Source organism: Microbulbifer maximicatervae (SeqCode), assembly GCF_052468295.1.
Genome location: NZ_CP174340.1, coordinates 3,785,723 through 3,804,565, shown reverse-complemented (window position 1 = coordinate 3,804,565; position 18,843 = coordinate 3,785,723). Strand labels below are relative to the sequence as shown.

Sequence of the window (18,843 nt, the reverse complement as noted above, 5' to 3'; positions counted from 1 at the left end):
TAGTTGAAGAGCTATGTTATATGATATAGCTATTGTCCGATGCTCATTATTCCTAGACACTGTGTGATAGTGCAAATGAGAGGTTGGCAATATGGTAGCTATAAAACATGAAGCCTATCTATGAAATTCGCAGTGGTGCGCTGGCTGGGTTTAATCTATTGGTGCCACAGCTCGGTGGTCAGTCATCAGATTTTTTAGCGCAAGTGGGGCTTCCTGCGGATTGTACACGTCGTCCAAATATATTGATCCCCATTGCAACGCTGGTGGACCTCCTTAATTTGTGTTCACGGGACTTGTCCTGTAGTGACTTTGGCTTGCGATTGGCGGGGAAGCAAGGGCTACGTATGCTGGGCGTCCTTGGTAAGCTGATACTGGAAAGTGAGAATCTATCCAGTGCTTTGACAGTAACTCATCGGTATATGGTGTTACACAACCAGGCGGACCACTGGAAAATTTACCAAACCGATGACTGCTTGATTGCAGAGAGAGTTAATCACTTCCCCGACGCAATTCCCGCGCAACAGTATACTGAACTTTCAGTAGGCGCCGCCTATCGCCTGATACAGGAGATGGTTGGCTCTAAAGTATCTCCCCGATCTGTTTCATTTCGGCATAAGCCCCAATCTTCGCTGAGTAGTTACCAAAATTTTTTTGGCATTGAGGCTAGTTTTGAGCAAGATCGAGATCGCTTGGTTTTTGATGGATCATTGATGAACTATCCCCTCGCTAAACCCAGCAGCGGTCTTATGAGATATTTTGAGGAGTTTTCCAAGTGCTTATTGGCAGAGCACAAGGGTGATATCAGCCGACAGGTTCAAGTCTTAATCCTTCAAACTCTCGGGGCCCAGCAGCACTCCCTGGAGCAAATTTCTCGCTTACTCGGTATGCCAATGAGAACGCTTCAGCGCCGTTTAAATGAAGCGGGAACCTCCTTTAAGCAGTTGGTACAGGGGGCGCGAATGAAGACTGCTCGCTGGCATCTACGGGCCTCAAGTATTGATGTGGGATTACTATCAGCAAGTTTGGGCTACACCGATATCAGTGCTTTCTCAAAAGCATTTCGAGCCATTCATGGAAGCTCCCCACTACAGTGGAGGAAGCGACAAGCTATTAATTGTTAATCAATTAAAGGAATTATTTTGAGTAATGGTTTAGCACTACCAATTATTACTATAAGGGTGAGCTTTTAGATTTTTCCTGATTTTACTTCAGCAGCGGCGCTTGGCTTTGCACCAATAATCTTAGGGGACTATGCTGGGCGCCACTGGAACGAATGATGAAAGGCAGAATTGAAAATGAGTGCAGAGACAATCCGTTGTAAAGCAGCTGTAGCTTGGGGGCCTGGGGAGCGTTTGGTTATTGAGGATGTCGATGTTATGCCTCCCCAACGGGGTGAAGTTCGCGTGAAATTACACGCCACCGGCGTTTGTCACACAGATGCGTTCACTTTGTCAGGAGATGATCCTGAAGGGGTGTTCCCGGCAATCCTCGGTCACGAAGGTGCGGGTGTTGTTGAGTCCGTTGGTGAGGGGGTGACCAGTGTCTCTGTCGGGGATCATGTAATTCCTTTGTATACCCCCGAATGTGGCGAATGTAAGTTTTGTCTCTCTGGAAAGACCAATTTGTGCCAAAAAATCAGGGGCACCCAGGGCAAAGGGTTAATGCCTGATGGTTCGACACGCTTTTCGGTGAATGGGAAACCCATTTTCCATTATATGGGATGCTCTACTTTTTCTGAGTACACAGTTCTTCCTGAGATATCTGTGGCCAAAATTAATCCCGAAGCCCCCTCAAATGAGGTTTGTCTGCTGGGCTGTGGTGTTACTACGGGAATGGGAGCCGTTACCAATACCGCCAAGGTTGAGCCGGGCTCCTGTGTGGCAATTTTTGGTTTGGGTGGAATTGGTTTATCCGCAGTGATCGGAGCCAAGATGGCTGGCGCCTCACGAATTATTGGTGTCGATATTAATGAGGACAAATTTGCGCTGGCGAAGAAACTGGGAGCCACTGAGTGTATTAACCCCAAGGCTTACGATAAGCCTATTCAAGAGGTTATCGTAGAGCTTACCGATGGCGGAGTGGATTATTCTTTTGAGTGTGTGGGCAATGTTAACCTGATGAGAGCTGCCTTGGAGTCTTGCCACAAAGGATGGGGGGAATCCATTATTATTGGAGTGGCAGGTGCGGGACAGGAAATCAGTACCCGCCCATTCCAGTTGGTTACAGGGCGGGTTTGGAAGGGATCAGCATTCGGCGGTGTAAAGGGGCGCTCTGAATTGCCTTCTTTCGTAGAGCGTTACCTGGCTGGAGAATTTAAATTGAATGACTTTATTACTCACTCAATGCCCCTTGAGCAAATAAATGATGCCTTCGATTTAATGCATGAAGGTAAAAGTATTCGCAGTGTTATTCATTTCCAGCAGGCTTGATAGGACCACTTAAAATGTCGATTGAATTGGTTAGCAGTACTAAATCTTTTGACGGTTTTCAGCAGCGTTACCGACATAAATCCAGCACGCTCAACTGTTCTATGGTCTTCTCCATTTTTTTACCACAGGATGCAGAGGGGAATACACAGAGGAAATATCCTGTTGTTTATTGGCTTTCGGGCTTGACGTGCACGGATGAAAACTTCAGTCAAAAGGCTGGTGCTCAGAGAGTCGCTGCAGAGTTAGGGATTATCTTAGTGATACCCGATACCAGCCCCAGAGGAGACGATGTGGCGGATGACCCGGGTTATGATCTGGGGCAGGGGGCTGGTTTTTATGTGAACGCGACTCAAGAACCCTGGAAGCAGCATTATCAAATGTATGACTATGTCGTGGATGAACTTCCAAGCCTGGTAGAACTTCATTTCCCCACCAATGGTCGACGCGGGATTTGCGGGCATTCCATGGGCGGCCATGGTGCCCTGGTAATCGGCCTGCGAAACCCCAAGCGATATCAATCAATTTCTGCTTTTAGTCCAATTTGCAATCCTATTGCTTGTCCTTGGGGAGAAAAGGCGCTGGGAACTTACTTGGGAGCTGATCCCAAGAGCTGGGAACCATATGACGCAACAGTGCTAATGGGGCGCGCTGTAGAGAAAACGCCGATTTTGGTTTCTCAGGGGGAACAGGATGAGTTTCTTGAGGAACAGCTGAGACCACATTCCCTGCAAACAGCTGCTGAAGCCAGTGATTATCCTCTTCGGATAGAGCACCATGCAGGTTACGATCACAGTTACTATTTCATCGCTTCATTTATTGAGGAGCACTTAAGGTTCCATGCAGACTCATTGTTGAGCAGGCATAGGTATTAGGCAGTGTAAATCGCGGACTAGTGAAGTTAGCCCCTCAGTTGAGGGGCTGTTTGGGTAAAGGGTTTCGCACCCTGGGCAAGTTACTATGTATAAAGCGATACGAGCAGAATACAAAGAGCCAAAGTGAGAGGCGTAAGCTTATCGTGCAACCGCCCGACACTCGCCAATAGTTTCAGCTCTGTTCTGGTCAAAAGTTTGTTCGATCAGGAACCAGCCATTGGGACAGAAGCCACTTTCGGCTAGCAAGAGTTCCATTCTCTGCCGGGCAACTTTCTTCACATCTCCAGAATTGGCGCCGCCGGGACCGCCACCTCCTGGGCCACCGCTACCCTTACCACCGCCGCCGGGACCACCACCACCGGGACCTCCACCACCCGGACCACCACGCTTACCGCCTTGGCCCTTGGGGCCGGCCCCAATGGTTGCCTTGTAGGTAAAGCGACGATGGCCCAGTTCGGTGATGTCAGTGACAAACGATTCAGTGGTGGGGATCTCTGGTGTAGAGCTACAGCCAGCAGCGATCAAAATCACAGCTGCAGATGCAAAGAGATGAACCTTCATTATTGTTACCCCATATTTTGATAAAAGCTTTAGTCCGACATTAGCTAACCACAAATGTTGGTTAAGCAGAGTAAACATTTGTAAAGGGGGGCTATTGCAGCAGGATTGTTTGTGCGCAAAACCAAAACTGTAAGGTACTGCATGTCCCGGAAGGTTCCGTTGTAGAATCCTTCACCGGTTTGCTCTATCCACAATATAGCTGCATTTTTTAGAGGGTTTCCGATAAATTTGAGATACTTCTGGTGATCAGAACAAGTCCCAAAGAGAAGCTATGGCTTACCTGGATGTCATTTAGGCCGGCTCCTAAGGAAGCCGGAGATAACATGGAATTAATCAGAATTTTCTAAATAATACCCCTGCTAGCAAAGTGGTACGTGAATTGCCAACAATACTTAATATAAAGAGTTTTCCTATGAAACAAGCACTGCTTGCATTACTTGGATGTACTTTTGCAGGAATATGTTCTGCAGAGTCACTCAGCATTGAACGGTTATTCTCCGACCCGGCTCTGAGTGGTACCGCTCCCCGAGCGCTGGAATATTCACCTGATGGGCAGCGCGTAACTTTCCTCAAAGGTAGAGTTGAAGATTACAACCGTTACGATCTTTGGGAGTACAACCTGAAAGACGGTCAGTCCCGAATTTTGGTCAATTCCGATAGTCTGCACATCGGTAGTGAAACTCTTTCGGATGAGGAAAAGGCAAGACGGGAGCGCCAGCGAATTTATGGTAGTGGAATAATGGAGTACAGCTGGTCAGAGGATGGTCGGTCTCTGTTGTTCCCTTTGGCCGGCGATATTTACTATTACGATCTCAAAGACCGTTCTTCGCGTCGACTGACTGAAACGGAAACCTTTGAAACCGATGTAAAGGTTTCTCCCGAGGGGCACTTTGTTTCGTTTATTCGCGACCAAAATCTCTATATTGTCGATCTGAAAACCGGTAGAGAAAAGCAGCTAACCAGCGACGGCAAAGATCATATTAAAAATGGAATGGCTGAGTTTGTTGCCCAGGAGGAAATGGACCGGATGACCGGTTATTGGTGGTCTCCTGATGATCGGCATATTGCTTTCCTGCAAGTTGATGAGTCGCCAGTTGATCAGGTAACCCGTAGCGAAATCTATGCGGATCGTATCGAAATGATACAGCAACGTTACCCCGCTGCTGGGCGTGCGAACGCAAAAATCCGACTTGGCCTTATAGATATTGATTCGGGGGATATCCGTTGGGTCAGCCTGGGAGATAATCAGGATATTTATATTCCCCGAGTAAAATGGGCCCGTGATCACCTGTTAACTTTCCAGTGGCAATCTCGAGACCAGCAAAAGTTAGAGCTTCGTGCTTACAATCTCAATACGGGAAAAACCCGAACGCTCCTTACCGAGTCCAGCGATACCTGGGTTAACCTGAGCCATGATCTCCACTTTTTGGAAGATAGCGATGCTTTTATTTGGTCATCGGAGAGGGATGGCTTCAAACACCTGTATAAATATGATTTTGGCGGCAGATTACAGGCACAATTGACTAAGGGAGATTGGGTCGTTGACGAGTTAGAGGCTGTTGATGAGCAGGCTAACCGTCTGTATTTTACCGCACGAAAAGATACTCCAATCGAGAGGCATCTCTATGAAGTATCCCTGCAAGGGGAGAGCGATATTAAGAGAATTTCACAGCGTAGTGGCATGCACTCTATCGAATTTTCTGAGGATGCCTCTGGGTATATTGATAAGTTTTCCAGCGTTACCACGCCCCCTCAGGTGAGCCTGCACAGCAGCTCAGGGACCAGAGTTACCTGGCTTGAGCAGAACGCTGTAAATCGTGATCACCCTCTCTATCCTTTTAAAGATCAATGGATCACTCCGGAATTTGGCAGTATTGAGGCGCCCCATGGCCAGGAGCTTTTCTACCGCTTGTACAAACCTGCTAATTTTGATGCGAAGAAAAGTTACCCGGTAATGGTGTTTGTCTATGGTGGTCCACACGCTCAGGTGGTTACCAATAGCTGGGATAAACTATTCAACCAGTATATGGCCCAACAGGGTTATATTGTTTTTTCCCTAGATAATCGTGGTTCAGCAAACCGCGGTACCACTTTTGAGAATCCTATCTTTAAGAATATGGGATCTCCTGAAGTGGAAGATCAAATTACCGGCGTTGAATTCCTGCGTACCCTGCCTTACGTTGATAAAAATAAAGTAGGTATCTTCGGCCACAGCTACGGTGGTTACATGGCACTGATGAGTATGTTCAAAGCCGGAGACTACTTTAAGGCGGGGGTATCGGGTGCGCCGGTTACGGACTGGACGCTGTATGATACCCATTACACTGAGCGTTATATGGGCAATCCAACCAAGGATATGGATGCCTATGAGGCATCTTCTGTGTTTCCCTATGCGAAGGGCTTACAAGGTGATCTGCTGATTTATCATGGCATGGCGGATGACAATGTGTTGTTTACCAATACCACTAAACTCATAAAACAGATGCAGGACAACGGCCAACAATTTGAGCTGATGACTTATCCAGGCAAGAAGCATAGCTTGCGCGGTAAGCAGACTCGCATCCACCAATACAGTATGATCAAGCGATTTTTTGATCGGCATTTAAAGGGGCAGGATTAAAACTTAAATAATCTCCCAGAAGAAAAAACCGAGGCTAGCCTCGGTTTTTTCTTTATTGAGGTATATGATTTTTAAGACTGAGGCTGATCAACCCGATCCAAATTCATTACCTTGGTCCAGGCCTGCACAAAATCATTTACAAACTTGTCAGCGCCATCACTAGAAGCATAAACCTCTGCGACTGCCCTTAATTCAGAGTTTGAACCAAAAATCAGATCTACAGGTGTGGCTGTCCACTTTGCCTGGCCACTTTTGCGATCTTTTCCTTCATAGATACCCTCTGATTTTGCCGACTTGGACCAGACAGTAGACATATCGAGCAGGTTCACAAAGAAATCATTCGTCAGTGTGCCGGGGCGCTGAGTAAGTACACCATTCTGTGAGGAGTCGGTATTTGCATTAAGTGCGCGCATTCCTCCAACCAGAACAGTCATTTCAGGCACACTCAGGGTTAACAGACTGGCTTTATCAACTAATAACTCTGTAGGGGTTCTTCCATAACCATCGCCAAAGTAGTTGCGGAAGCCATCGGCCAGAGGTTGTAGTACCGCAAAAGAATTAATATCTGTTTGTTCCTGGGAAGCATCGGTGCGTCCAGGTTTGAATGGGACCTGAATTTTATGTCCGCCTTGCTCTGCTGCTTTTTCAATGGCTGCTGCGCCTCCAAGTACAATGATATCTGCCATTGAGATTTTTTTGCCCCCGGATTGGGAACTGTTAAATTCCTGCTGGACTTTTTCCAGCGATGCCAGGACTTGTGATAGTTCAGAGGGATCATTTACCGACCAGTCCTTTTGGGGTTCCAGGCGAAGACGGCCACCATTGGCACCACCGCGAAAATCTGAACCACGGAAGGTAGAAGCTGAGGCCCAGGCAGTCCTCACCAGATCGGGAACGCTAATGCCTGCCGCCAGTATTTTTGCTTTGAGAGAATTTATATCCCGGCTGTCAATCAGAGGGTGATCAACTTTGGGGATAGGGTCTTGCCAAATTAAATCTTCTTCGGGTACCTCCGCTCCCAAATAGCGCGCGCGAGGGCCCATATCCCGATGAGTCAACTTGAACCAGGCTTTGGCAAAGGTGCGTTGAAATTCTTCCGGATTTTCCTGAAACCGTTTGGCAATTTCTTTGTAGCTGGGATCGAACTTAAGGGATAAATCCGTGGTAAACATGATGGGGGCATGGCGCTTGTTCTTGTCGAATGCATCGGGCACCAGATTTGCCGCGCTCTGATCATCGGGAATCCACTGAACGGCACCAGCTGGACTTTTTGTCTTCACCCAATTGAATTTAAACAGGTTGTCCAGATACTGCTGGCTCCAATTGATCGGGGCGGCAGACCAGGCCCCTTCCAGGCCGGATGTCATTGTGTCGTCGGCATTTCCTTTCCCACACTTATTTTTCCAGCCAAGCCCCTGCTGCTCAATTGGGGCGGCGGCGGGCTCTGGGCCGAGGCAATCAGCTTTCACTGCACCGTGAGCCTTACCAAAAGTATGCCCTCCAGCAATCAAGGCTACTGTCTCTTCGTCATTCATCGCCATGCGGGCAAAGGTTTCGCGGATATCTGTGGCGGCAGCTACCGGATCGGGATTGCCATTGGGGCCCTCCGGGTTGACATAAATAAGCCCCATTTGCACAGCGCCCAGGGGCTTGTCCAACTCTCGGTTGCCGGTGTAACGCTCATCTGCGAGCATCTTGGTTTCGGGCCCCCAATAAACCAGGTCGGGCTCCCAGTCATCCTGTCGCCCCCCGGCAAATCCGTAAGTGGGGAATCCCATGGACTCCAGGGCTACATTGCCGGTTAGCACCATAAGATCAGCCCAGGACAATTTGCGCCCATATTTTTGTTTGATGGGCCAGAGTAGACGGCGGGCTTTATCGAGGTTGGCATTATCAGGCCAGCTGTTGAGGGGATCGAAACGCTGTTGGCCGCCACGGGCACCACCGCGACCATCACCGATCCGGTAGGTGCCAGCGCTGTGCCAGGCCATTCGGATCATAAATGGGCCGTAATGACCGTAGTCTGCGGGCCACCAGTCCTGTGAAGTTTTGAGTTGAGTTTCGATGTCCTGTTTTACCGCTTTAAGATCCAGGGTTTGGAATTCGGCAGCGTAATCAAAGCTGTCACCCATTGGATTGGATCTTGGAGAGTGCTGCCTGAGGGGACGAAGATCCAGCTGATCAGGCCACCAAAACCGATTGGACTTTGGCTGTCCTTCTACTGCGCCCTCAAGAATTACTGGATCAGTGACGACTTCCTCATGGGTATCTGCGACACTAAATGGCGCGACTATAAATATTGAGATTAATAAAGCGACATAACTACGATTATATTTTATTAACATTTACAGTATCTCCGTACGATCGTTGGTACATCCTTTGGCTCATTATTTATTTGATGATGAAATACCTGACTCTATTCCTTACCGCTGATTTCTTTTGCCCTTTGGCTGAAGCGTAGTCTTGGATATGGGGTTAATAGTATATAAATTTTATAGCGTCAGGTTTAAAAGGAATTAATAAGGTAGATTGGTAAACTTAATTACTGGTTCTTTTATTTAAAGGAATTATGGTTTTGGGGTAGGGCGACGTTGATATTTTTATATTTTGAAGAAGTTCGTGCCAAAAAATTTGGATTGTAAATCTAAACCACTGTTGGAGAAATAAGATACACAGAACGGGATAAATAAGGCTCTCCGGACAGAGAGCCCTGAAGGCAATTAATTGCAGAGTGTCTGTAAGGTAAGAAGAGGGCTCTGCCCGCTCTCTTTGGAGCTTAAATCCAGACCGTTAATGCCCCGTTCCGATGCGATGACCAGGCCGTTATTATTATCGTTTAACCAGCTGTCGACGATTCCTGAGGCTCCCAGGTCAATGAGATGTCGGCCGGTAGAGGAGGGGATAAAGCTGCCCACTTGAAGTCCGAGAATAGAACTACCTCCGACAGAATCCCAAGTGGCCGACTCTTCCCGCCAACTTTGTGTTGCCATGTAAATGCCGTAGCTATTGCTGGAAGTATTGGTTACATTCAATTCGAGTGTCGCATCAATATACTGGCGACAGCTTAAATCTGATAAGTCAAAGCGAATGAGGCTATAGAGAGTTCCATAGGTTAGATCGCTGCCGTCGGCGAGGAGTCCATCGCTATCACCATCGAAATTATCATCCTCTTTTCTGGATGAAATAAACACATCGTCTGAAGCAACTTGAGATACCTCTTCACTAATAGAATCGCTGCAATCGGCGGTTACCCTGAGGGCTGGGGCAATACCGGTTTCTTGTGAAGAGATATCTACCCCATCACTGCCACTCAGTGAGGCAATGACCAAGCCAGTATTTTCATTGTTCAGCCAACTATCCAGAAGACCTGATGAACTCAAGTTCACCACTTGGGTACCAGTAGACGACGGGGTAAAGCTGGCGAACAACTGTGAAAGCACCGTTGATCCACCGACAGAATCCCAGGTGGCTGATTCCTCACTCCAGTTGGATTCAGCCAAGTAAATACCGTAACTATTACTGGACCGGTTGGTGATATTAAATTCGATCTCAACTGAATTTATCGTCGAGCAGTGAGATAAATTGGAGAGATCAAATTTAATCAGTGAGTAAAGCGTTCCATAGGTGCTATCACTGCCATCTGCCAGAAGACCATCTGGGTCATTGTCAAAATTGCTGGAAGAGTAGCGCGATGAAATAAATGTATCATCAGTCACTGGTAGTGACAGTTCGCCATTACCACTGTCGTCCTCAAGCATAACGCTCCTGCCAACGTTATTTTGTGCGAGAACCATAGCTTCACCAATTCGATTGGCGCTCCACCAATTGATATTTTCCGGTAATACAAGAGGATTATTGGCTCGATCTTCTCGCGTCAGGGTACTTGCGCTGTTATCGAACTGTGCTGTGCGTACAGTGAGTTGGTCAAAGCTGACCTGGATAACTTTGAACTGCTGGATGCTGGCCATATCTATGGTCCAAAACTTGGCATCATTTGCTGAGCGAGCTGGTGCTCCCCAGCTTCCCTCACCAACGTAAACGGTACCGCCGGTTTCGTTGGTTGAAAAATCGCTATTACCGGGGGCAACGACTTCGGTGACTTTGGTGAGATGGGTATCTGATTCGACCACCATATTCATGGCGTAGTCATAAAAGGGTTGTGCCCACCAATCAAATAATGTGGGGTTGTCAGATTTACCGCTGTAGTGGGGGAACATGGGCTTGTGGTACTGGGCAAAGCGCCAGTGACTGTAGGCGCCAATCCCAGCTAAATCACTCTCAAGCCAATTGTTCATGGCGGTAGCATAAGATGACCAGCCGCTTTCCTGAAACTGGCTGTTTAGTGTGTAGACACGCAATAGGGGGGAAATTTGTACTGCGCCGTAGGTATCACTGGGGCTACAGCTACCATCCGCATTGAAGTCCACACCAAAGACCTGGCAGGTGGTTGAATAGTTGTCATCCTCATGATTCCCATGGGTAGGTATTAGAGGGTAAATACGTTGATAGCTATAGCCATCAATTTCGTCGTTGGAGTAGGTCAGCGTCCAGTCTTGTAAAAAGTCATCCATTTCTGACGCACTGTTGGCGTTGGTAAAATCACCGCCATGCATAACGGCCAGCGGGCGAATTTTGGCTAGTAAAGCATTGCCCTCGCGCCGTGTTGTATGCCCCGTGCGGGTATCTCCCCCAGCGACTATGACGAAGGGAGATTCCTCCGAAGGAGCCGTTTTAAACCAGAACCGGTCGCCACAGCCGTCCTGATCACACACTCGATAGTAAACTGCTGAATCCGGTGTTAGATTTTCCAACCTGACAAAGTAGCTATCTAAGCTGCCATCGAAGGTAGATGTTGAATCAACCCCTTGACTGCTCCAGCTATTTTCATTGGTTGAATAGCCAAAATTAATGTAAGGATTACTCGTGTGTCCGTCTGGCGAAAAACCGATAACGGCACTGGTGGATGCATCACCATCCCAGGCCAATCTGTGGTGTTTAGTTGCTGAACTGGCATCAATTGCCAAACATAGAGTCGAGATAGCAAAAGCAGTGCTTAAGAACCGTCTCATCGGGGGTTTCCTGTAAGTAGTGGTTATTATTTTCAGGCGCAGCACCTATAGAGATTAGTCGCAAAAAAATTGTGCGGCGCGCCGGAATTATTGTGGATCTTTATTACAGGCCGTTGAATGATTGGAGACTAAACGAACGAATGCGGCGTTTCGGTAGGGAATTGTGACGGTTTTTGCATTCATAAAATTAATTGCGCCAGCACCTGTTCCCAGGTATTGGTAGATGCCATATAAAGGCCTGTCAAAATTACGGGTCCAGTAATCTCCCTTTTGAGTTTTCGGGAAATATTCAGTCGCAATTAGAGGTCTGCCAGATTTACTTTCCTGCAGGATAATGGATCGCAACTCTGTAATATCGGGGAGCCTCCAGTTTTGCGTTGCACACAATTTCTGTTGATTGGTATTGCGAATCAGGTCCTCGGTATCACACCGCTCTTCTTCAAAATAACAATCTCCATTATTTTCTATACCTTCTTCATATTGATACCATGAATAGGTCCACCTTCCATCGTGAATTCCTTCGTCGTCGGTTTTAACTTCCCAAAGAAGCCCTGTATCGATATCGCAGATACAGGACCAGGGGCCTGCCCAAGCCTCAATAGGCTCCCCATTTTTATCAATTTTAACTAAGTGGTATTCCCTTGGTAGAGGTTGTGATGGTTGGTGCAGTATGGCTGCACAGACCGTGATTACAGGAAAAATGAATACCCAAAATATGCGCACAAACATTATTGATCTGCCAACTTGATTTTGACGGGGAGGGCGTGGCGAGTGTGGGCGATTTGCGAGTGATCAAAGGCAGAAACCCAGAGGCAAATACCGTCTTTTATTGCTACATCTAACGCTGACCCAGTATTTAATTTACGCACCATCTCCATAGACCATTGGCCGTCCTGCCAAACAGCATAGGCCCTGACATCGGCACGATCTCCCTCAAAGCGATTTGAGGTATAGAGGACTGAAGGCATAATCGTATTGATAGGATAATTGTCATCTTCAGCCGTGTATGGCTGGTAATCAAACCAGGAAATAGTCCAATCGCTCTTTGTATCCTCGTTTTGATATGGCGTCAGGCTGGAGGGACTTTTGGGGAGTCGTTTTGGTGTAACGTTTTTTAAGGAGTACCACTTCCAGTTCATTAAGTATGCCCCGGACTCTTTGCCATCCTGGAGATATCCTGCGGTATAGCGGCGTGCTCCTGGCCTTACAATATCAGGCCTGCCAATATAATTGTCATCTGCCAGGTGCATTTTATTGGTTCTTACTGCTTTCCAGTGCCAGAGATCGTGTATTTCATCGGATGAGCTGTAGTGGTAGCCCTTGCCATGCCAATTTGCGGGCAACTGTGCTGATGGTTTGCGGCCCAGGTGAGAGGTTCCCGAAGCACCGAAATCACAGGCATTGGAAAGCAGGATGGCAAACTTATCTTCATAGTGACGGGTTTCATTAAAACTTTGAAAACCTTGCTGTTGTATTTCCCAGCCAGAATCCACTTTTTTCAGCGGTAAGTGTTTCAGGCTTTCAGTGGGATCTTCCCAAGTGATATGAAAAAATATTTCCTGTTGGTTATGCAAAGCTCTCAAGTTGACGGTTGAGCTACCACCAATAAAGTTAGCACCTCCGTCAGTATGGATTTTAAGTGGTGTGGCTGAGAACCATGCGGATTCTTGGGGGATTCCATCTATGTTTATAAAGGTTTCCGGACTTATTTTCTCAACTGTAAGATCGTGGTAACTGTTATTTGTAACAATAATCCAAAGTAATAAAGTGACACAGCCAAAAGATAAGTAGGTAAAAATTGAAGTTCGATAGCCCGATCGAGTATTGGGAAGTAAATAACTCAAAGTCTTCAGGCCATAGGTTGTTAGGTAAACGCCAGCGTGAAGAAATATATAGAGTACGATCGCAAAAGCACTATAAAAGTGTGCCTGGCGAAAGATAGAAGCATTGCCGGAACCAATAAATAAAATCCAGCCACTTAAGACCATGAGCACTAAAAAAAATGAGCCAATGCGTGTTACTACCCTATGGTAGCTAATTGATGTTTTATAAGGTTTACTTTGTGAGGTTGTATTTTTTATTTTAATTATTACTTTATAGGATAAGTAGCAGATAAGGATGGTCGAAACAACAATTGCTACAAAGAAATGAATATCATGAATCTGTCCCTGGGGTAACAGTTCTTCGATATTTCCAATACTTGGCTTAGTTAAGGTGGAGATACGGAGCCCCGTTAGTAGGCTACATAAAACTGCAACAATGGCCACACTGTGCAGAATTATCCAAAGAGTACTCTTCGGTGGTTTGGCCATGGGAGTATTCCAAAAGGGTTTAGGCTAGTAAAAAAGTGTGGCATTTATATTAATTAAAATAGACTACATTCTGCTGATGGAGTCACGGCGCCTAAAAAATGAGGAATGCGCTGCGCTGTAGTAACGCATAAAGAATGAATGCCGATTCCGAGCTTACCGAGATGTAATCACAGCGAGTCTCAGTTGTAGAGTCTCCTTTCCGCCTGACACTAATAGTGTACTACTCAGTATTTTGACCTGTTCAGAATAAATAGCGGGATAACTTATTCTTGTTGGTATTCTGCATTCTGTAACTACTCATGCAGCTGACACTTATTCAGGCTTTCACTTTTCTCCAAATCTTCCGATATGGCCATAAGTTTCGGGTGGTCACTTCTCCAGTCAAAATCTTCATGGCGAAAATCAAGATAGGATAGTGCTGAGCACAAGTTAATATGTGGCAAACTAAGACTGGCGGGTAATCGATCCAGGTGCTTTTCCAGGTAATCTAGAGATCTCTCAATAGCACTGAAGTAGCGCTGCCACCAAAAATCAGACCTAAGTTCTTCCCGTGCACGCAGCTTTTCCATTTGCAGATGCACTGCTGCGTCCATTAATCCAGAGCTGACACTGTGAAAAGTATACAGATCCCAATTGTTGTCCAGTGGTGCAGATAAGTGACCATCCCCTAAGCTTTTATCAAGAAATGCACAGATGACTTCGCTGTCAATGATCGAGGAGCCATTATCCAGGGTTAGGCAGGGGACTTTTCCCAAGGGGTTGCTGGAAATAAGTTCGTCGTCATTGTGAAAGGGGTGAGAGAAATGCTCTGTTACCACAGAGTGCAGACGCTGTTCTTGCACAACAATGCGCGCCTTGCGCGCAAAGGGGGAGGAAAAGGTCAAGTACAGTTGCATAGGCCAAGCTCTTTTCGGCTGCGTGCCCTTTCAGCAACTGCAGTGACCGCTAGTGCTGCTACGAGCAACTGTTAACGCGTACTTTAGTGATGGGTAATCACTGAAGTAATGCGGTTATAGAGGTGCTGTTTTAAGTAGGCTCTCTGTTTTTTGAGGCTGGAATAGTGATCGTCGTCGGTGCCAATACCACTATCCTGAAGGCCTCTTATTTGTTTATCCAGTTTGCTGTAAATGTCGTTTTCAAGTTTGAATTGAATATCGTCTTCGATGAGCTGCTTGATTGTGTCTGCATATTCAGGGAAATCCACCGAGAGCTCGTGTGAAGCAATGGGCATAAGGGACCTCCACAATCGATATTAGTTAATGAAGTGTAGGTTCAGTCTTGCCAGTCACAAAAATGCAATTCTAGCGCTGCTTCCCTTAATCAACATAGTTATAAAGTGAAGTTAATATAAGTCTGTATATAGCCATTTGATATATATAAAAGTTGAAGCTATTTTATTAGCAAATATTTTTTACCCTCTTTTTTTTGATTATTGGTAATTGTTAGTCAGGTGAGGCTTAAACAGAGGGCTGGGTGGAAATGACGGGCACAAAAAAGCCCGACAATTACTTGTCGGGCTTTTTTGTTAGCGGTTCTGCTACTGGGCTTAAGCCGAAGCCTCCAGTGGGGCAAAGCGCAATTGGCGCCTCTGCAAAAGCTCACCGAGGTAGAGCTTTAAGTAGGCTGCAGCGGCCCGTTTCCCCTCTGCTGCGGAGTCTTCTGTTATTTTCCCAAAGCGGGAATAAGACTGGGAGCAGAAAGAGTCGTTAATGTTGATGGCACACATAAACCGGTCTCGCCAATCCTGAGAGGGTGGTAACTCAAACTCTCGAGACAGGTTCTTGATCAGAGTATCTGCCAGGCGCCAATTGTTTTCCATTTGTAGTTGGCGTAATGCCCAACTGGACTGAGGTCCAAAATGTACTTTTAGTGCCGCGAGATTCTCTTCATAGTAGCCGCGCACAAGGTCGCACAGCTGATTAAGCATATCCTGCCAGCTTTCTGACGGAGAAAAATCCGAATGGCCCAATACTACGTCACCGAAAGACTTATAGTGACGTTCGGCCAGGGCGGTTAAGCTGGCATCTACACTTGGGAAGAAATGATAAACAGACGCTGCTGGAACACCTGCAACCTGACTAAGGTTTGCGAGGCTAATATCCGTAGAGTCTTGTTCAGTAATTAATACTTCAAGGGCGTCAAGAAGCTTTTCATACTTCTCCCGGCCATTTTTGCGTTGTGGTTTGCGCGGACTGGCGGTGTCGCGCCGGCTGATTGCTCGTCGATCGATTTGGTTCAAACTACCTCCCCCTTTAGACAAGCGGTACTGGCCATGGGCTAGCATACGCTTTACTTCCATGTAAAAAATTGTCTTTTGGAATTGATTATTATAATCGTACCAAATTCGGGCGAGCAAGAAGAACTTGTTTGATTTGTGGGGTAGTTCCACCTTAATTAATTAAATTCGGCTAGCAGGTATTTCTGCCAGCCGAATGGAAATGCAGCTAGTGATAATGTAGCTCTGTCGCCTTTCCTCGGAAGACGTAATAAGAGAAAACGGTATAGGCGAGGATGACGGGAACTACTATTACCGCACCCACAAGAATAAATTTTAATGAGGCGGTGGCACTGGCTGCCTGCCAAATATTTAGTTCGCCGGGAACAATATCAGGGAAAAAGCTGAAGGCCAGGCCGATAAAGCACATCAGGAAAATAACGACGACCGTGAAAAAAGGAACCGCTTTATGTCTGTCTGCAGGCTTAGGCATTCTCTCCAGCAGAACATCATTGGAGACAAAGGCGATAAAGCACAGGGTGGGTACGAGTAGTACAAACATAACCAGAGGGTAGGTAAACCATCGGTCAAATACGGTTGGGTTTACCAGTGGATTGATGGCCGATACTGCAACCACCCCAAGCAGGGTGGCCCGCCCTGCGTAACGGGTCCAAGTGGTCGCTCGTTTTTGCAGCTCCGACTCGGTTTTAAGAACCAGCCAGGCGCCGCCAATATAGGCATATGCGGCGGTAACTCCCAGAGCACTGAGCGCTGAAAAAAGCTGTGCAGACCAGTCGGGCTTAAAGCCAATCACGTACTGCCCCAGCATGTACCCCTGCGCAAGGCTGGTAATAATAGATCCCGCTTTAAAGGTTCGATCCCAGGTTAGCTTTTTGTCGATGGCAGCTTTTGCACGAAAGTCGAATGCCACTCCTCGCATGATTAGCCCGACCAGCATAATCGCAGCTGGTATATATAGATGCATTAACACCAGGTTGTGTGCGATTGGGAATGCAATCAGGAGCAAACCGATTGCCAGCACCAGCCAGGTTTCGTTAGCATCCCAAAAGGGGCCAATGGATGCGATCATGGTATCCCGCTGCGATTCCTCCTCTTCTCCCATGGGGAGCAAAATGCCCACCCCAAGATCGTAGCCATCCAGAATTGCGTAGACTATTACCGCCAGGCCCATAAGGGCGACAAAGGCGACAGGCAGCCAATAGGCCGCTGCAGAAGCGCTACCGGTCATTTGCCTTCTCCCTTGTCATTTTTCTCGGTATCTTTTGGACGGTTGGTTAAGCTAGTGCCGGCGAATAGTTCCTGAGTTTCAAACTCCTCGACTTTTACAGACTTCAGGGCCATCACTTTCAGGGTTCTTATGTACGCATAGAGCAATATCACGTAGACAACCAGATAAAGGGTTAGGGAAAAACCGACATGAGAAGGTGGTACTGGAGTAACAGCGTCGGCGGTTTTCAGTACTCCTGTTACGAGCCAGGGTTGGCGTCCAATTTCTGTGACATACCAACCGGCCAAAGTGGCTATCCAGCCGGAGAATGTCATCGCGACCAGGGTTTTGAGCATCCAGCGAGGCAGCTCACCTTTACGCAATAGATAGACCCCTCCCCAAGCGGTTAGCAGCATCAATATTCCTATGCCGACCATAATGCGGAAGGCGAAAAATACGGGGGCTACCGGTGGGTGATTATCGGGGAATTCATTAATTCCCTTGATCTCACCATCCCACTCATGGGTAAGGATAAGGCTGGCCATCTTGGGAATGCCGATCGCCAAATGGTTGGTTTTCTCTTCTCCGTCGGGTATCGCAAATAACAGTAGGGGTGCGCCGCGCTCTGTTTCCCAGACCCCCTCCATTGCGGCGACTTTTTGCGGCTGGTGCTCAAAAGTGTTGAGTCCGTGTAAGTCACCCACATAGATTTGAATCGGAATAAAGATGGCAGCGAGAATCAGTCCTGTTTTAAGGGCGAGCCGGGGCGCGCGTTTGGGGTCTCCTTTAAGAATCCGATAAGCGGAAATCCCCGCAACAAAGAAAGATGCCGTCAGACCCGAAGCCAGCAGCATATGTGTAAGTCGGTAGGGGAAAGAGGCGTTAAAGATAATTTCCATCCAGCTTGCCGGGTAGGCGACCCCATCCCGTAAATCGAATCCGGCAGGTGTTTGCATCCAGGAGTTGAGAGCAATAATCCAAAAAGCGGATAGAGTGGTCCCTGTTGCCACAATAAAGGCAGATAAAGTATGTATTTTGCTTGGCACCTTATTAATGCCAAACAACATAATGCCGAGAAAGGTTGCTTCGAGAAAGAATGCAGTAAGTACTTCGTATCCGAGAAGCGGGCCGGCGATATTGCCGACTTGGGCCATAAAGCCGGGCCAGTTTGTTCCGAACTGGAATGACATGGTGATGCCACTCACTACGCCGAGAGCAAATGTCAGGGCAAAGACTTTTACCCAAAAACGATATGCGCGCATCCAGACCGGATTATTAGTTTGGTCGTAGCGTAATTTAAAAAAGAAAACGATCCACGCGAGTGCGATGGTGATTGTTGGAAATAGAATATGAAAGCTGATATTTGCGGCAAACTGTATCCTGGAAAGGATCAGGGTATCTAGCATGAGAGCCTCTGCTGGTCTGAGATCTTTGAACCAGTGAGCCGATTAGCACCTCCTGTGCTAATCGGCACTGCAAGAAAATATAGAGGCAGGTGTGTGTTCCCGCGTATACAATCCTGCAGGAGCCGACTTTG

General features: G+C 47.2%; 14 protein-coding genes. 4 read left to right on the top strand and 10 right to left on the bottom strand.

Translation table 11 applies throughout. The features are described from left to right. Nucleotides 1-107: 107 nt before the first annotated feature. From ACJJIQ_RS16965 to fghA, 3 genes are all read left to right on the top strand, one after another. Nucleotides 108-1,121: an AraC family transcriptional regulator gene (locus ACJJIQ_RS16965; RefSeq protein ID WP_444918204.1), complete on the top strand. Its 1,014-nt coding sequence runs from the start codon at nt 108-110 to the stop codon at nt 1,119-1,121. Between the two features lie 174 nt (nt 1,122-1,295). Then, nucleotides 1,296-2,429: an S-(hydroxymethyl)glutathione dehydrogenase/class III alcohol dehydrogenase gene (locus tag ACJJIQ_RS16960; protein WP_413663342.1), complete on the top strand. Its 1,134-nt coding sequence runs from the start codon at nt 1,296-1,298 to the stop codon at nt 2,427-2,429. 14 nt (nt 2,430-2,443) lie between these two features. Then, nucleotides 2,444-3,301 (top strand): S-formylglutathione hydrolase, encoded by an 858-nt coding sequence (gene fghA, locus ACJJIQ_RS16955; RefSeq protein ID WP_445362524.1) that lies wholly within the window; start codon nt 2,444-2,446, stop codon nt 3,299-3,301. A gap of 138 nt (nt 3,302-3,439) precedes the next feature. On the opposite strand, the gene ACJJIQ_RS16950 is transcribed toward fghA, so the two are convergent. Beyond that, nucleotides 3,440-3,862, bottom strand: a complete 423-nt coding sequence (locus ACJJIQ_RS16950; protein WP_445362523.1) for a hypothetical protein — start codon at nt 3,860-3,862, stop codon at nt 3,440-3,442. Nucleotides 3,863-4,274: 412 nt separating this feature from the next. Here ACJJIQ_RS16950 and ACJJIQ_RS16945 point away from each other — a divergent pair, with 412 nt between their 5' ends. Next, the gene (locus ACJJIQ_RS16945) at nt 4,275-6,482 is read left to right on the top strand and encodes a S9 family peptidase (RefSeq protein WP_445362522.1); all 2,208 of its coding nucleotides are present in this window, start codon (nt 4,275-4,277) and stop codon (nt 6,480-6,482) included. 71 nt (nt 6,483-6,553) lie between these two features. Here ACJJIQ_RS16945 and katG read toward each other — a convergent pair whose 3' ends face one another. The 9 genes from katG to ACJJIQ_RS16900 all read right to left on the bottom strand — a co-directional run bounded on the left by katG (nt 6,554) and on the right by ACJJIQ_RS16900 (nt 18,712). Further along, a complete protein-coding gene (gene katG / locus ACJJIQ_RS16940; protein WP_445362521.1) occupies nt 6,554-8,827 on the bottom strand; it encodes a catalase/peroxidase HPI in 2,274 nt (757 codons plus the stop codon). 375 nt (nt 8,828-9,202) lie between these two features. Next, nucleotides 9,203-11,551, bottom strand: a complete 2,349-nt coding sequence (locus ACJJIQ_RS16935) for a DNRLRE domain-containing protein (protein ID WP_445362520.1) — start codon at nt 11,549-11,551, stop codon at nt 9,203-9,205. Between the two features lie 87 nt (nt 11,552-11,638). After that, nucleotides 11,639-12,280, bottom strand: coding sequence for an Lcl C-terminal domain-containing protein (locus tag ACJJIQ_RS16930; protein WP_445362519.1), 642 nt, complete (start codon nt 12,278-12,280; stop codon nt 11,639-11,641). After that, nucleotides 12,280-13,818: an ethylbenzene dehydrogenase-related protein gene (locus ACJJIQ_RS16925; RefSeq protein WP_445362518.1), complete on the bottom strand. Its 1,539-nt coding sequence runs from the start codon at nt 13,816-13,818 to the stop codon at nt 12,280-12,282. The genes ACJJIQ_RS16930 and ACJJIQ_RS16925 overlap by 1 nt, the downstream gene beginning before the upstream one ends. A gap of 338 nt (nt 13,819-14,156) precedes the next feature. Next, complete coding sequence (locus ACJJIQ_RS16920; RefSeq protein ID WP_444915520.1) at nt 14,157-14,759, bottom strand: glutathione S-transferase N-terminal domain-containing protein; 603 nt, start codon at nt 14,757-14,759, stop codon at nt 14,157-14,159. Between the two features lie 83 nt (nt 14,760-14,842). Further along, on the bottom strand, nt 14,843-15,094 hold the full coding sequence (locus ACJJIQ_RS16915) for an HP1242/YdcH family protein (protein ID WP_282931240.1): 252 nt from the start codon (nt 15,092-15,094) through the stop codon (nt 14,843-14,845). A 315-nt stretch (nt 15,095-15,409) separates the two neighbouring features. Continuing rightward, on the bottom strand, nt 15,410-16,162 hold the full coding sequence (locus tag ACJJIQ_RS16910; protein ID WP_444896086.1) for a TetR/AcrR family transcriptional regulator: 753 nt from the start codon (nt 16,160-16,162) through the stop codon (nt 15,410-15,412). 145 nt (nt 16,163-16,307) lie between these two features. Further along, a complete protein-coding gene (locus ACJJIQ_RS16905) occupies nt 16,308-17,327 on the bottom strand; it encodes a cytochrome d ubiquinol oxidase subunit II (RefSeq protein WP_445362517.1) in 1,020 nt (339 codons plus the stop codon). After that, nucleotides 17,324-18,712, bottom strand: a complete 1,389-nt coding sequence (locus ACJJIQ_RS16900; protein WP_444896088.1) for a cytochrome ubiquinol oxidase subunit I — start codon at nt 18,710-18,712, stop codon at nt 17,324-17,326. Before ACJJIQ_RS16900 ends, ACJJIQ_RS16905 begins: the two co-directional genes overlap by 4 nt. Nucleotides 18,713-18,843 lie beyond the last annotated feature (131 nt).

What these genes read in the sequence shown, in the direction of transcription:
- ACJJIQ_RS16930 (WP_445362519.1), bottom strand. Translation starts at nt 12,280, where the DNA reads ATGTTTGTGCGCATATTTTGGGTATTCATTTTTCCTGTAATCACGGTC.
- ACJJIQ_RS16945 (WP_445362522.1), top strand. Translation starts at nt 4,275, where the DNA reads ATGAAACAAGCACTGCTTGCATTACTTGGATGTACTTTTGCAGGAATA.
- fghA (WP_445362524.1), top strand. Translation starts at nt 2,444, where the DNA reads ATGTCGATTGAATTGGTTAGCAGTACTAAATCTTTTGACGGTTTTCAG.
- ACJJIQ_RS16935 (WP_445362520.1), bottom strand. Translation starts at nt 11,551, where the DNA reads ATGAGACGGTTCTTAAGCACTGCTTTTGCTATCTCGACTCTATGTTTG.
- ACJJIQ_RS16900 (WP_444896088.1), bottom strand. Translation starts at nt 18,712, where the DNA reads ATGCTAGATACCCTGATCCTTTCCAGGATACAGTTTGCCGCAAATATC.
- ACJJIQ_RS16950 (WP_445362523.1), bottom strand. Translation starts at nt 3,862, where the DNA reads ATGAAGGTTCATCTCTTTGCATCTGCAGCTGTGATTTTGATCGCTGCT.
- ACJJIQ_RS16905 (WP_445362517.1), bottom strand. Translation starts at nt 17,327, where the DNA reads ATGACCGGTAGCGCTTCTGCAGCGGCCTATTGGCTGCCTGTCGCCTTT.
- ACJJIQ_RS16915 (WP_282931240.1), bottom strand. Translation starts at nt 15,094, where the DNA reads ATGCCCATTGCTTCACACGAGCTCTCGGTGGATTTCCCTGAATATGCA.
- katG (WP_445362521.1), bottom strand. Translation starts at nt 8,827, where the DNA reads ATGTTAATAAAATATAATCGTAGTTATGTCGCTTTATTAATCTCAATA.
- ACJJIQ_RS16920 (WP_444915520.1), bottom strand. Translation starts at nt 14,759, where the DNA reads ATGCAACTGTACTTGACCTTTTCCTCCCCCTTTGCGCGCAAGGCGCGC.
- ACJJIQ_RS16910 (WP_444896086.1), bottom strand. Translation starts at nt 16,162, where the DNA reads ATGGAAGTAAAGCGTATGCTAGCCCATGGCCAGTACCGCTTGTCTAAA.
- ACJJIQ_RS16965 (WP_444918204.1), top strand. Translation starts at nt 108, where the DNA reads ATGAAGCCTATCTATGAAATTCGCAGTGGTGCGCTGGCTGGGTTTAAT.
- ACJJIQ_RS16960 (WP_413663342.1), top strand. Translation starts at nt 1,296, where the DNA reads ATGAGTGCAGAGACAATCCGTTGTAAAGCAGCTGTAGCTTGGGGGCCT.